The organism is Halobacillus sp. A5 (genome assembly GCF_024189315.1).
Classification (GTDB): Bacteria; Bacillota; Bacilli; order Bacillales; family Halobacillaceae; genus Halobacillus_A.
This window is the reverse complement of sequence record NZ_JAIZEO010000004.1, coordinates 35,257-48,881: the sequence shown is the minus strand read 5'-3', so window position 1 is coordinate 48,881 and position 13,625 is coordinate 35,257. Positions and strand designations below refer to the sequence as shown.

The window sequence follows — 13,625 nt, the reverse complement described above, 5'->3', positions numbered from 1 at the left end:
GAATACAAAAATGTTTGCAAATAACGGAAAAAGAGCTATGATGTTATTTGGAGCATGATGGATGAGGGGGTCATACTATGCAGCGTGCCCGTATTATATATAATCCTACCTCTGGGAGAGAGATTATTAGAAAAGTTCTTCCTGATGTCCTGCAGCGCTTTGAACAGGCAGGCTACGAAACTTCTGCCCATGCGACAACGTGTGAAGGCGATGCGACAGAAGCGGCTAAAATTGCCGTGGAGCGCAAGTTTGATGTTGTGGTGGCAGCAGGCGGGGATGGAACCATTAATGAAGTCATAAACGGAATAGCTGAGCAGGAATTCAGGCCGAAGCTTGGCATAATTCCTGTAGGAACTACAAACGACTTTGCGCGTGCGTTATGCGTGCCGCGTAATATTCATAAAGCCGTAGATGTAATTTTAGCGGATTATTCAACGCCTTTAGATATTGGACGAGTCAACGATCAGTATTTCATGAACATTGCCGGCGGCGGCAAAATCACCGAAATTTCGTATGAAGTGCCAAGCAAGCTGAAAACAATGCTTGGACAGCTCGCCTACTATTTAAAAGGCATCGAGATGCTGCCTTCGCTGCGTCCGACGTTTGTCCAGATGGAATACGACGGTCGTCTCTTTGAAGGCGAAGTGATGCTGTTTCTCGTATCGAATACGAACTCGGTCGGCGGACTTGAAAAGCTGGCGCCTGAGGCGAAGATGGATGACGGTGTATTTGATCTGATGATCATTGAGAAAATGAACATCGCTGAATTCGTCCGCCTTGCTACACTGGCGATCCAGGGCAACCACCTGAATCATCCGAAGTTTATTCATACGACAGCGAGTCGTGTGAAAGTGCATACCGAGGAAAAAATGCAGCTGAACATTGATGGAGAATATGGCGGCCAGCTCCCCGGAGAGTTCGTCAACCTATACCGGCACATGGAATTTTTCGTGCCCGAGGATAAATTCTCTTCAGATCCAAAGGATAATTGTTAACCGTAAACGCTGCCGTTCTAATGACGGCAGCGTTTTTGTTATAATAGGGAGAGTTAAGAAATGAAAAGGACGGATAAACGATGGCAAAACCTAAACCGCCGGTAGAAAAAAATCAAACGATCGAGATCACTTTCGAGGACCTGACTCATGAAGGCAGCGGCGTCGGCAAAGTGGACGGGTATCCCTTATTCGTGCCGTACGGACTGCCGGGAGAAAAGGCACAGGTCAAAGTAGTGAAAGTGAAAAAGAACTTCGGATTCGGCAAGCTGTTAGAAGTGGAGGCACCGAGCGATGAACGAGTCGAACCTCCATGTGACGTCTATTACCAGTGTGGAGGCTGTCAGCTCCAGCACATGAGCTACAGCATGCAGCTTGAAATGAAGCACAATCAAGTCAAAAACGCGATGAAAAAAATCGCTCATTTAGAGCACATTCCTGTCCACGAAACCATCGGAATGGCCGATCCATGGCGCTACCGTAACAAAATACAAATTCCCGTCGGGCAAAAAGAAGACGGCCAGCTGATGACCGGCTTTTATCAGAAACGCAGCCATAACATTATCGACATGGATACATGTGTAATTCAGGATGAAATGAACGACCGCATGGTAGAGTCCGTCCGCCGCATCGCCAGCCGTCTCGGCATCGATGCCTACGACGAAGAAAACCACCGCGGTGTGCTGCGGCACATTATGGTACGCACCGGCCAAACGACGAAGGATATTATTGTCGTCCTCGTCACCCGCACGAAAAAGCTTCCTCACCAGGAGAAATTAATTGATGAGCTTCGGGAAACGTTTCCTAATGTGAAGTCAATCGTCCACAACGTGAACAGCGGCAGGACGAACGTCATTTTAGGAAAAGAAACGAAAGTGCTCTGGGGCGATGAATACATTTACGATACTATCGGCGATGTGAAGTTTATGATCTCGCCAAAATCCTTTTACCAGGTCAATCCGACCCAGACGAAAAAACTTTACGACCAGGTACTTGAATACGCTGACCTTCGCGGAGGAGAAACCGTCATCGACGCCTACTGCGGCATTGGCACAATTTCGTTATTCTTAGCGCAAAAAGCGAAGAAAGTGTACGGCGTAGAAATTGTTCCTGAAGCCGTAACGGATGCAAAGAAAAACGCCCGCTTAAATAAAATGGACAACGCCGAATTTTACGTCGGACAGGCCGAGGAAATCATGCCATGGTGGCGCAACCAGGGCTTGCAGCCAGATGTTATTGTGGTGGACCCGCCGAGAAAAGGATGCGATGAGGAACTGTTGAAGGCGATGCTGGATATGGGGCCGGAACGTATCGTGTACGTTTCCTGTAATCCATCAACACTTGCACGTGACTTGCGTGTACTAGAAGATGGGGGATATGAGACGAAAGAAGTTCAGCCTGTTGATATGTTCCCGCAGACGAATCACGTGGAGTGTGTGACGTATTTAACCCTTAAATCATAGGGTTTTATAGGAGAAAAACACGTGAGTGGTCACATTTTGACCACTCATATGTTTTTTCGGAGGTAATTTCCGAATTTTTCAGCTGATTCAGTTTTCATATTTTCAGTTACGTGAGCGTAAATATCACCAGTTGTTTTTATGCTTTTGTGACCAAGACGATCTTGGACATCTTTTAATGAATTTCCTGCTTCTAACATTAATGAAGCATGGGTGTGCCTCAGATCGTGAATGCGAATTTTTGTTACTTTTGATTTCTTAATTAGCCGATTGAATATAGTAGTCAGGGTTCTTGGGTAAATCGGGCGGCCGTCTTCACGACAAAATACTAAACCGTAATTATGGTCGTATTCTTTGCCGAGTAACAGTTTAAATTCACTCTGTTTCTTTTTATGTTTTCTCAATTCTTTGGTGACATATTCATCAATCTTAACTGTCCGATAAGAGGATTCATTTTTAAGCTCTCCAAATCGAAACCCTTCTTTATCATAGATGAGGTTTCGCTTAACTTCGATTAACTCATTCTCTAGATCAATATCTTCCCATTTCAACCCCAATAATTCACCACGTCTTAACCCTGTATAAATGAATGTCAGAAAAACAGTATAGTAATTAATGTTTTCATATTTAGCGAAGTGTAGGAACCTTTCTATTTCTTCCACCGACCACGTAAGAGGTTTTCTCCTTCTCCCTCTAGGAATATCCACTTTTTCCATTGGGTTACGCGGGAGCAGCGGTTCATATAACTAACCGTTTTAAAGCACTGTTTAAATGACTGGATTTTGACTGGATAATACTCATGTCCATCCATGTGTTATTTATCAAAAAAGTATCTTGGTTAGCTGAAAGGGCTTTTATATAAGGGATTTCATTTTTTATTGATAGATATTGTTGTCAAAAAGGGTATGGGCGGCATGATGTAAGCAACCTTATACCTCGGGTAAACGCTAGAATTAAGTTTACAGTTTTCGCTTGATTAGATTTTACACTTTTGCTTTATCAGCCTGTTCCTTTTGAAAAATAGTAGGTGACGTTATTTAGGGAATTTGCTAAGCAATAATTAGCTTATACAGAAAGAGCTTCATCCTATTGGTTGAGGCTTTTTGCTTTGTTAGAGAAATAGAAAAAAAGACTATATTTTTTACGGATTTAAAAGGATTACATAAAGTTTTGTATAATATATAGTTCTAAAGGAGGTGTGGAATTGGGAAAAGTAACTATGGATTCAGGTTTTGGATATCCTTTGGACTATCCGGTTAACGGAGATATCAATATTTTATTTACCATTAAGAAGATTAAAAAGGGAGAAAATGATCGTTACATTCTTATGGAGTATTTGCCGAACTACCCTTCCGTAAAGTCCTTCAGTCGCAGATCCCCACCCTAGATAACCACGCAAAAAGCTTCTTACTTAGCAAACTTTCTGACATTGATGCAGGAAAATATGATACTTATAATCTGCTTGCTCAGAGAATATATGCAACTGAGAAAAAATATTAAGAGAAACCTCACATTAATGGTGGGCTTTTTATTTTGTAACTAACGGAATCTTTTATTGATTAAAAAGTCTCAGGATGAATATAATAAGAACAAAAGTTCGTATATGAAGTGAAATCATGGAAAGTTTGTTAATCAAAGCTAGTGAAGAAAAAATAAAGCTTGAAATGATTTATATGGATTCACAAGGAGAGCTAACATACCGAGTAATTAGAACAGTGAAGAATGAAGAAGAACATATCCTTGGATACTGTTATATAAAAAAGGAAATACGTTCATTTAGGAAAGATAGCATTCTTTCCATTTATCCATATAAACCTAGTGAAAGGAAAGAAGCCAAAAGTATGTAATCAGTATCCTGTGCAGCACCATAGCAATATAAGCACGCTGAAGCTGTCCGCCACTTAACTCGTCAATAAACTTATCTTGTAACTTTATTAATACCATATAATGTATGGCTTGCTCTACTCGCTCCCAATCTTCTTTTCTTAACTTTCCCTGGGAATAAGGAAATCTCCCAAAGCTGACCAATTCTCGAATGGTTATTCTAATATTTACATTGTTAGATTGCTTTAAAGTAGAAATGGCCTTTGCTAAGTCATTACTCTTAATAGTGGTGATATCTCTCCCATCCAAAAGAACAGAACCTTGGTCCCTCGAAATAAGTCGAGAAACCATGGATAATAACGTGCTCTTACCAGCACCATTTGCATATCACGAATGAACTTAGCAGTTAAAAAGGTTCATGAGAACTTCTATAGCGAATCACCTTGTATTAAATAGGTGATTCGTATTTTTTATATTTTTTACTCTTGAGCTTTCGACACTAAACGTCTTTTCAACAAAGTTAAAAATTATGAATTGTCTAAAATTTGTTTGAATTATTAAAGATAGTGTGCTAGAATTTCGATTATAGGATTAACAAACCGATAATCGGATAAAAAGATGTTGGATCCTGTCAAAACAACTGCTAGGAGGGATAGGATGAAAAAAGCATTAGAAGATATTGTAGTTTTAGATTTAGGTCAGATCTATAACGGACCTTATTGTTCGTTAATGTTAGCTTTTCAAGGAGCGAAGGTTATTAAAATTGAACCTTTAAAAGGAGAAAACCTTCGAGTTAGAAGGAAGGGGGATAGTCATGAGCTGCTTATGCTCAACTCTAATAAAAAGAGTGTGTCTATAGACCTTAAATCAGAAGAAGGAAAAGAGCTGTTTCTAAATCTAGTAAAAAAAGCAGATGTATTGGTCGAGAATTTTTCTCTTGGAGCTATGGACCGGCTGGGACTAGGATATGAAGTTTTAAAAGAAGTGAATCCGAGTTTAATTTATGCCTCTGGTAAAGGTTATGGCCTTGAAGGACCATATGCGGAAAGGCTTGCCATGGACTTAACGATTCAGGCTATGGGTGGAGTGATGGCTACAACAGGGTTTGCGGATAAACCACCCGTAAAAGCTGGCCCGGCATTATGTGACTTTCTTGGCGGCATTCACTTATTCGGAGGAATTACCACAGCCCTTTACCAAAGGGAAAAAACAGGAAAAGGCCAATTGATTGAGGTTTCCATGCATGACACTATTTATCCTACATTGGCTTCAGCCTTGGGTGCTTACTATAGCAGTGGGGGGAAGGTTTCTCAGAGGACCGGCAACCAACATAGCGGCATGGCCACAGCCCCATATAACGTGTACGCAGCAAGTGATGGTTATATTGCGATTCTCTGTGTGGCAGACAGACAATGGCAATCACTATTAAAAGTTATCGATAAACATGACCTTTTAGAAGATGAGCGTTTCCAAACGAATATTGATCGATCCGCCCATACAGAGTTGGTAGATGAAATCGTGACTAACTGGACTTTTGATAAAAAGAAGCTGGAAATATCCGATATTCTCATTGAAGCAAATGTCCCTCATGCCCCTGTATTGTCTATAGACGAAGTAGCTGATGACCCCCATCTGAAGTATCGAAAAATGATCCGCGAAATTGAACATCCACAAGCAGGAAATATTAAAGTGCCTGGTTCTCCGATCCGTCTGTCAGATTCAACATTGGAAGAAGTGATAGCAGCTCCTCTTCTCGGTCAACATACGGATGAAGTCCTTCAGGATATGCTTGGTCTATCGCATGATCAGTTAGAATCTCTACATCAGAAAAAAGTAATCCTGACAAAGGAAAAGGCGGTCCAATAAATTTCAATAAAATTGGAGGAAGTTATGCTATGGAGTCAAAAATTTTAACCAGTATAGAGAAAAATATAATGGTCATTACATTAAACCGGCCGGAAATGAAAAACGCATTAGATGGACAAATGATTGATGAATGGGTAGATGCGCTGGAGGAAGCCCAGAGAAATAATGAAGTTCATGTCATTGTGGTGACAGGAAAAGGGAGTGCCTTTTGTGCAGGCGGTGATGTTGGAGGTATGAAACAAGACCAGACGGCTCTGGATAACAAAAACAAGCTCTGGAAGAATATTCATCGTGTTCCTCTTACTCTAAAAAATATTGATAAACCTGTTATAGCAGCTATAAATGGTCCTGCTGTTGGCGCTGGATTGGACATGGCTTTAATGTGTGATCTCCGCACAATTGTAAGCGCTTCTAAAGTGAGCGAAGGTTATGTGAGAGTCGGTCTTGTCCCGGGAGATGGAGGAGCGTACTTCTTACCTCAAATTGTCGGAGAAGCAAAAGCTTTAGAACTATTGTGGACGGGAGATTTTATTAGTTCAGAGAAGGCTTATGAGTTAGGTTTGGTAAATCATTTGTACGAAGAAGAAGAATTCTTTTCAAAAACCATGGCCTTAGCCGAAAGAATTGCTTCTGGACCACAGGTGGCTATTAGAATGACGAAAAGAGCGGTCAAATATTCAAGAACGATGGAGCTTGAACCCGCATTGGATTTAATGTCTTCTCACTACTCCATTATTAAAGAGACAGAGGATCATAAAGAAGGAGTAAAAGCTTTTAAAGAAAAAAGAAGGCCTGTTTTTAGAGGGGTATAAATCAACTATTTAGAAGGAGAGTTGAGATGAGCTTAATAGAATATGAGAAAAAAGGACAAATCGCATACCTGTATTTAAATCGCCCTGAGAAAAGAAATGCTATTAATTCTGAGATGTCTGATAACTTATTAGATTATTTACGAGAATATAAGGAAGACAATGACGCACGCGTGCTGATTATTACAGGGAAAGGTGAAAAAGCTTTCTGCAGTGGAAGAGATTTAAAAGAGTCTAAAGAAAACCCAGAGGCTTTTAAGCGAAAACCTCTAAGGGGCCGCCTTTTTAATGCCATGATTGAAACCTATAAACCTATCATTTCAGCAGTTAATGGAGCGGCAGTAGGGGCTGGCTGTGAAATTGCCTTGGCCAGCGACATTCGTCTAGCCAGTTCGGACTGTAAATTGGGAATGCCGGAAGCAAAACGAGGAATGGGGGCTACATTTGGCGCTACGATCCTGCCAAAGTTAATTTCTCCAAGCCTAGCCGCTAAAATGCTATACACGGGACAGCTTATTTCAAGTGAAGAGGCTTTAAATATAGGGCTGGTAGATGAAGTATTAAGTGACAATGAAGAATTAATGAAACGGGCACATGAGATTGGAGAACAAATTTGTGATTGTGCTCCTTTATCTGTACAGCGTATAAAAGAAACGATATGGAAAACAATGGATGTCCCTCTGTTTCAAGCATTGCAGTTGGATATCGGCCCGAATGTCTATGAAAGCGAAGATCGTTTGGAAGGAGCTCAAGCTTTTATAGAAAAACGAAAGCCAGTTTGGAAAGGTAGATAGGTTTAGGGTTTAAAACTATTCAGTAGAAGGTGAAAAGTTTGTTTCAATATATAAAAAAAGAGGTTGATCAATTTGTTGGGAAGATCATTATTAATAGAGAAGAAGCTAGAAATGCACTTAATCATGCGACCTTAGAAGAATTTCAAGAAGCTTTTGAAGAATTTGATAGTGATCCGGACCTTAGGATTATTATTATAAAAGGCGCAGGGGAAAAGGCGTTCATTGGAGGCGCGGACATAAAAGAGCTGTATCAAAGAACGATGCTAGAGGCCCTCGCTCCAGGATTACAGAGCATTTACAAAAAGGTTGAACAATCCTCTAAAGTTACGGTTGCCGCTATAAATGGTCATGCACTAGGAGGCGGACTTGAGCTAGCTTTAGCTTGTGATATTAGAGTTTCAGCCGCGCAATCTAAAATGGGTCTTCCTGAACTGAATTTAGGTATTATTCCAGGGGCAGGCGGTACTCAAAGGTTAAGTAGAATTATAGGTAAAGGAAGGGCATTGGATATGGTGTTAACGGGGAAAGTCATCGATGCCAAGGAGGCCTTAAAAATTGGATTGATTACCTATTTAGCTGAGGGATCCGACCTTACACTGGTGATAGATAACTTAGTGCAATCTCTTTTGTCTAAGGGGAAATTAGCTGTTCACCTTGCCAAAATAGCGGTTAACCAGGGTGCTAATACGAATTTGGAAACAGGATTAATGATCGAGAAATTAGCTCAAACCATTGCTTTCTCATCCGAGGAAAAAGAAGAAGGAACTAGAGCTTTTCTGGAAAAAAGAAAACCTAGTTTTCATATCAAATAAAATTTTTGGAAGGAGGAGACTACGTGCCTAATACAGTGATCGTTGAGTCTGTAAGAACACCTATAGGAAAATTAGGAGGAACCATTCGAGATGTTCCAGTAGATTATTTAGCTGCAAAAGTAATAAAAGAGACGATACAAAGGTCGGGGATTGAAGAAAATATGGTAGATGAAGTGATCTTGGGACAGGCAAAACAAAGCTCTGATGCTTCCAATATGGCAAGAGTTGCTTTATTGCGTGCAGGTCTCCCAAATGAAACACCAGGCTATACCATTCACCGGCAATGTGGTTCAGGATTGCAAGCGATTAATAATGCAGATATGCAAATTAAGCTGGGGCTCAGCGATGTAATGATAGCAGGAGGAGCCGAAAGCATGAGTACGGCACCCTACTACATTCGTAACGCCAGGTTTGGATATCGATCAGGGAACGGTTTGCTGCTTGATCCTAATACAGAGAGTCAGCCCAATTCCCAGCCTTTTGAGGAGTTTGGAAATTTAACGATGGGGATGACGGCAGAAAATCTGGCAAGCGTATATAGTATTGAACGGCAGGAACAGGATGAATTTGCTTTGCGAAGTCAGGAACTAGCAGCAAGAGCGATTCACACCGGTCTTTTCCAAGATGAAATTGTGCCGTATGAAGTAAAGGAAAGAAAGAAAACGATCAAATTTGATCAAGATGAACATCCACGAACGACTACATTTGAGAAATTACAATCTCTAAAACCGGTCTTTAAAGATGGAGGGACCGTTACAGCAGGAAATTCATCCGGGAGAAATGATGGAGCTTCATCGCTGCTTTTAATGAATGAATCATTTGCCAAGGAAAGAGGTTTCACCCCTAAAGCAAAAATTCTATCTCATGCAAGTGCAGGGGTATCGCCGGATATCATGGGAATCGGTCCTGTAGAAGCTACAAAAAAAGCCCTGAAAATAAGTGATCTTACTATAGAAGATATTGATCTAATTGAATTAAATGAAGCTTTTTCTGCGCAAGCTTTATCCGTTCTTAAGGATCTCAACCTTGACTTAAACAAAGTAAATGTTAATGGAGGCGCGATTGCATTAGGTCATCCAATAGGAGCCACAGGGGCGATACTAGCTACTAAAATTGTTCACGAAATGGAGCGCAGGGGAGCAAGGTATGGCTTGGTTACTTTATGTATAGCTGGCGGGATGGGGATTACCACCATTTTTGAAAATTTAAGAATTTGAAGGAGAGGACAGAGAAATGAAGAAAGTTGCCATCATAGGATCTGGAACGATGGGACGAGGCATTGCGTATGTAGCCGCACTAAACGGGTTTAAGGTAACCGTAAATGATATAGAACAAGAATCTCTCTTAAAGGCTGAACACTATATTTATGAGGAATGGTCCAAAAGTGAAGAACGAGGATTTATTACAAAAGAAGATGTTCAGAAGGGGAAAAACAATCTGAGCTTCACTTTAGATCTGGAAGACACCGTTCATAATGCAGACCTTGTTATAGAAGCAGTATTGGAAATTATGGAGGTGAAAATTAGAGTTTTTAAGGAATTAGATCAATTATGTCCGCCACATACGATACTTGCGACCAATACTTCTACGATGAGCCCTACAGAAATAGGGGCACAAACATTGCGTCCTGATAAGGTCATTGCTATGCACTTTTTTAACCCTGTTCATAAAATGAAACTTATTGAAATTGTCAAAGGGCTTGATACTTCAGATGAAACGGTAAATTCTGTTATTAAAATAGCGGAACAGTTAAAAAAAGAAGCTGTGGAAGTCAATGAGTTTCCAGGGTTTATAACGAGCAGAATGAACTGTTTGATAGGAAATGAAGCAATGAATATGTTCATGGAGGGAGTGGCCTCTGCAGAGGATATTGATAAATCCATTAAATTGGGGTTAAATCATCCTATGGGGCCCCTGGAGTTAGCCGATTTAGTAGGATTAGATACAAGGCTGCGTAATATGGAATACCTTTATCAAACGCTTGGAGAGAAATATCGTCCATGTCCACTGCTTACCAAGTATGTGAAAGCAAGTAAATTAGGTAAGAAAACAGGTGCTGGTATTTTTACTTATCCAAATAAAATAAAAGAAGGAGTAGTCCAATCATGACTATTAAAAAGGCGATCCTTACGCTTATCTCAATAGGTATAATTTTAATAATGACAGGTTGTTCTGGAGCGTCTAATGCTAATGGCGGTTCTAAAAATGTAATGATTACTACTGGGGATACGGGAGGCACTCTTTATCCAATCGGCGCATCTATCACAAAAATAGTAAATGACAAGCAGAAAGATATTAAATTAACAAATCAAGCCTCAGGAGGGTCCGTCGAAAATGTGAATCTTCTTCAGCAAAACGATTCCGAATTTGCTATTATCGGCGGCGACGTCGCGACAGACGCTTATGAAGGGGAAGATTTCTTTAAAGATGAGCCTAAAAATGTTAGCGGAGTATTCGCCGCTTATAGTCAGCCTCTTGCCATCTTAACACGTGCCGACTCACCGATAAATTCTATTCAGGATATTAAAGGAAAGTCTATTCGTGTAGGAGAGCCAGGGAGCGGAAATGAAGTAAAAACAAAAAAGGTCCTTGAAAATTTAGGTATTACTTATGACGATATTAACCCGCAATTTATTTCCTTCTCTGAGTCTGTTGACGCCCTTAAAAATAATCAAATCGATGCCGCTATGTTCTGGGCTGGAAGTCCCAATGCATCCATTATGGATTTATCGACAACAGAAGATATCAAGCTGATCTCTTTATCTGAGGAGGAGAGAAAGGTGATTTCAAGTAAGATGCCGTACTTTGAGAACTACTCAATTCCGGCAGGAGTATACGATGGAGTAGATGAAGAAGTACAGACTCTGTCTGTTAATGCTCAAGTTGTAGCTTCAAATGAAGCTTCAGAAGAAGTGGTGTATTCATTCACAAAAGCACTTTTTGAGAACTTAGAATCGTTTAATGAATCACATGGTGCAGTTAAGGACTTAACAGTGGAAAATGCCGCAAGTAATACAATTCCTTTACATCCCGGCGCAGAAAAATATTTTAAAGAAAAGGGTATCATTGAATAATACACCATCTATTGTAAGCGGTTCCTTAACCCATAACAGTAGCTATCCTATTCATAGAAAGGAGAGGTTAGGTTGACTAGTTCAATAAAAGAGTATGGCATAGTAAAAAAGATTATTTTCCCCTTAACATTAATTCTCTCATTGTTCCAATTATATACAGGCGGGTTTGGAGTATTAACTCCAATGCTGCAAAGAGGCGTTCACTTAACTTTAGTATTAATGATCATTTTTTTGATATACCCTATCAGCAAATCTTTTAAATTTCGTTGGTTGGATTATCTGGCTGTAATTCTTGCTTTAGCCAGTGGGATTTACCTTTATTCCACTTATTACGACTTGTTTGAAAGAGTAGGAAACCCTAATTTAGCCGATCAAATTTTTGCAGGTGTAACAATCATTCTTCTCTTGGAAGCTACTAGAAGATTAACGGGCTGGATCTTACCATTCATTGGAGTTCTATTCTTAGCATATGGATTTTATGGATATCTATTGGGCGGCATGTTTTCAATACGAGAGATTTCTTATGAAAGAATGGTATCTCTAGTATACATGTCCACAAATGGCATCTGGGGGACTACATTAGGAGTTGCAGCTACTTTTATCGCATTGTTTATCCTTTTTGGAGCATTTTTGAATTCGACGGGAGCTGGGAAACTATTCGTAGATATGGCATTTGCTATTGGCGGGAAGTTTAGAGGTGGTCCTGCTAAAGTATCTGTACTTGCAAGTGCCTTAACGGGTACAATTTCAGGCAGTCAAGTAGCCAATGTCAGTATAACCGGTCAATTTACCATACCTCTCATGAAGAAGGTGGGGTACAAACCCAAGGTTGCAGGAGGAGTGGAATCTGTTGCTTCAACCGGAGGGGCTATCATGCCACCGATTATGGGGGCGGGTGCGTTCGTAATGGCTGAAATGACAGGAATTCCCTATTCAGAAATTATTATTGCTGCCTTAATTCCAGCATTGTTGTACTTTCTCTCTGTTTATTTTTCAGTAGATTTTGAAGCGGCAAAAAAGAATATGAAAGGGCTTAAGAAAGAAGAATTGCCTGATTTGAAGAGAGTAGCAAAGCAGGGCGTTCATTTGTATATTGGGCTCGCCGTACTAATTTATATGCTAATGATTGTCCACTCTTCCCCAATGAGAGCTGCTTGTTGGGCAATAGTTGCTCTTGTTATCTCAACTTTTATTTTTAAAAGAAAAACCATTAAATGGAGTTTTCTTTTAGATGCTCTTCATACGGGAGCCAAAGGCATGCTGATGGTAACCGTAGCCTGTGGAACAGCAGGAATCGTCGTAGGGATAGTAAACTTAACAGGAATTGGGATTACATTAACGAGTCTTATGATAGGAATTGCTGATAGTTCCTTCTTTCTCACACTTCTCATTGCCACAGTGGCAAGTATTATCTTGGGTATGGGGCTTCCTCCCACTGCAGCTTATATTTTATTAGGTGTCCTAACAGCACCAGCATTGGTGGAAGTAGGGCTGCCAGTCATTGTTGCTCACATGTTTGTTTATTACTACACTTGTCTTGCTCCTATAACACCACCAGTAGCCCTTGCATCGTATACAGCTGCTGGTATTGCCGGGAGTAATCCGATGGCTACTAGTTTTACTTCATTACGTATTGGATTGGTGGGTTTTATTATTCCATTTATGTTCGTATATGGACCAGCTCTATTGTTTCAAGGAGATGGACTGGACATCATACTCGCCTTTACTACCAGCCTTATGGGAGTCATCTTGTTATCATCCGCTACAGTGGGTTGGATGCGAAGAAGCTTAACACTTATCGAAAGAGTAATTCCATTGGCAGCTTCTTTGTTACTGATATTCCCTGAATCAATAACAGATACCATAGGTATAGCACTTGCTATATGTTTTGTTGGATATGTATATTTAGTGAAAACAAACGTTTACGCTTCGAATAGCAAAGAAGAAGCACAGTAAAAAAATCCCCGTATCGTTCGGGGATTTTTAATGATTGA

Annotated in this window: 13 protein-coding genes and 1 pseudogene; 12 read left to right on the top strand and 2 right to left on the bottom strand. The window is 40.4% G+C overall.

Annotation, left to right across the window (positions count from 1 at the left end):
• Positions 1-77: 77 nt before the first annotated feature.
• Entirely contained in the window at positions 78-995 is a 918-nt protein-coding gene (locus LF822_RS15530) for a diacylglycerol kinase (protein WP_253925001.1), read from the top strand.
• A gap of 80 nt (positions 996-1,075) precedes the next feature.
• The gene (gene rlmD, locus LF822_RS15525) at positions 1,076-2,455 is read left to right on the top strand and encodes a 23S rRNA (uracil(1939)-C(5))-methyltransferase RlmD (RefSeq protein ID WP_253925000.1); all 1,380 of its coding nucleotides are present in this window, start codon (positions 1,076-1,078) and stop codon (positions 2,453-2,455) included.
• Between the two features lie 44 nt (positions 2,456-2,499).
• Here the strand turns inward: rlmD and LF822_RS15520 are convergent, their stop codons facing one another.
• The gene (locus LF822_RS15520; RefSeq protein WP_253924999.1) at positions 2,500-3,168 is read right to left on the bottom strand and encodes a site-specific integrase; all 669 of its coding nucleotides are present in this window, start codon (positions 3,166-3,168) and stop codon (positions 2,500-2,502) included.
• A 488-nt stretch (positions 3,169-3,656) separates the two neighbouring features.
• Here LF822_RS15520 and LF822_RS15515 point away from each other — a divergent pair, with 488 nt between their 5' ends.
• Positions 3,657-3,839, top strand: coding sequence for a hypothetical protein (locus LF822_RS15515; protein WP_253924998.1), 183 nt, complete (start codon positions 3,657-3,659; stop codon positions 3,837-3,839).
• A 229-nt stretch (positions 3,840-4,068) separates the two neighbouring features.
• Positions 4,069-4,299 carry a hypothetical protein gene (locus LF822_RS15510; protein ID WP_253925478.1) on the top strand — a complete coding sequence of 77 codons (231 nt, stop codon included), beginning with the start codon at positions 4,069-4,071 and terminating at the stop codon, positions 4,297-4,299.
• Here the strand turns inward: LF822_RS15510 and LF822_RS15505 are convergent.
• Positions 4,287-4,657: pseudogene (locus LF822_RS15505) on the bottom strand (ATP-binding cassette domain-containing protein); the annotation flags it as partial. The gene LF822_RS15510 and the pseudogene LF822_RS15505 overlap by 13 nt on opposite strands.
• A 276-nt stretch (positions 4,658-4,933) precedes the next feature.
• Between LF822_RS15505 and LF822_RS15500 the strand changes: the two are divergent.
• From LF822_RS15500 to LF822_RS15465, 8 genes are all read left to right on the top strand, one after another.
• Positions 4,934-6,142 (top strand): CaiB/BaiF CoA transferase family protein, encoded by a 1,209-nt coding sequence (locus LF822_RS15500; RefSeq protein ID WP_253924997.1) that lies wholly within the window; start codon positions 4,934-4,936, stop codon positions 6,140-6,142.
• A gap of 29 nt (positions 6,143-6,171) precedes the next feature.
• Positions 6,172-6,954 (top strand): enoyl-CoA hydratase/isomerase family protein, encoded by a 783-nt coding sequence (locus LF822_RS15495; RefSeq protein WP_253924996.1) that lies wholly within the window; start codon positions 6,172-6,174, stop codon positions 6,952-6,954.
• A gap of 26 nt (positions 6,955-6,980) precedes the next feature.
• Positions 6,981-7,745, top strand: coding sequence for an enoyl-CoA hydratase/isomerase family protein (locus tag LF822_RS15490; RefSeq protein ID WP_253924995.1), 765 nt, complete (start codon positions 6,981-6,983; stop codon positions 7,743-7,745).
• 38 nt (positions 7,746-7,783) lie between these two features.
• Positions 7,784-8,557 carry an enoyl-CoA hydratase/isomerase family protein gene (locus tag LF822_RS15485; RefSeq protein WP_253924994.1) on the top strand — a complete coding sequence of 258 codons (774 nt, stop codon included), beginning with the start codon at positions 7,784-7,786 and terminating at the stop codon, positions 8,555-8,557.
• 23 nt (positions 8,558-8,580) lie between these two features.
• Positions 8,581-9,774: a thiolase family protein gene (locus LF822_RS15480; RefSeq protein ID WP_253924993.1), complete on the top strand. Its 1,194-nt coding sequence runs from the start codon at positions 8,581-8,583 to the stop codon at positions 9,772-9,774.
• 16 nt (positions 9,775-9,790) lie between these two features.
• Positions 9,791-10,666: a 3-hydroxyacyl-CoA dehydrogenase family protein gene (locus LF822_RS15475; protein ID WP_253924992.1), complete on the top strand. Its 876-nt coding sequence runs from the start codon at positions 9,791-9,793 to the stop codon at positions 10,664-10,666.
• A complete protein-coding gene (locus LF822_RS15470; RefSeq protein ID WP_253924991.1) occupies positions 10,663-11,631 on the top strand; it encodes a TAXI family TRAP transporter solute-binding subunit in 969 nt (322 codons plus the stop codon). Before LF822_RS15475 ends, LF822_RS15470 begins: the two co-directional genes overlap by 4 nt.
• 72 nt (positions 11,632-11,703) lie before the next feature.
• Complete coding sequence (locus tag LF822_RS15465) at positions 11,704-13,587, top strand: TRAP transporter permease (RefSeq protein WP_253924990.1); 1,884 nt, start codon at positions 11,704-11,706, stop codon at positions 13,585-13,587.
• The last annotated feature ends 38 nt before the right edge of the window (positions 13,588-13,625 follow it).

What these genes read in the sequence shown, in the direction of transcription:
- LF822_RS15475 (WP_253924992.1), top strand. Translation starts at nt 9,791, where the DNA reads ATGAAGAAAGTTGCCATCATAGGATCTGGAACGATGGGACGAGGCATT.
- LF822_RS15530 (WP_253925001.1), top strand. Translation starts at nt 78, where the DNA reads ATGCAGCGTGCCCGTATTATATATAATCCTACCTCTGGGAGAGAGATT.
- rlmD (WP_253925000.1), top strand. Translation starts at nt 1,076, where the DNA reads ATGGCAAAACCTAAACCGCCGGTAGAAAAAAATCAAACGATCGAGATC.
- LF822_RS15510 (WP_253925478.1), top strand. Translation starts at nt 4,069, where the DNA reads ATGGAAAGTTTGTTAATCAAAGCTAGTGAAGAAAAAATAAAGCTTGAA.
- LF822_RS15495 (WP_253924996.1), top strand. Translation starts at nt 6,172, where the DNA reads ATGGAGTCAAAAATTTTAACCAGTATAGAGAAAAATATAATGGTCATT.
- LF822_RS15500 (WP_253924997.1), top strand. Translation starts at nt 4,934, where the DNA reads ATGAAAAAAGCATTAGAAGATATTGTAGTTTTAGATTTAGGTCAGATC.
- LF822_RS15490 (WP_253924995.1), top strand. Translation starts at nt 6,981, where the DNA reads ATGAGCTTAATAGAATATGAGAAAAAAGGACAAATCGCATACCTGTAT.
- LF822_RS15470 (WP_253924991.1), top strand. Translation starts at nt 10,663, where the DNA reads ATGACTATTAAAAAGGCGATCCTTACGCTTATCTCAATAGGTATAATT.
- LF822_RS15520 (WP_253924999.1), bottom strand. Translation starts at nt 3,168, where the DNA reads ATGGAAAAAGTGGATATTCCTAGAGGGAGAAGGAGAAAACCTCTTACG.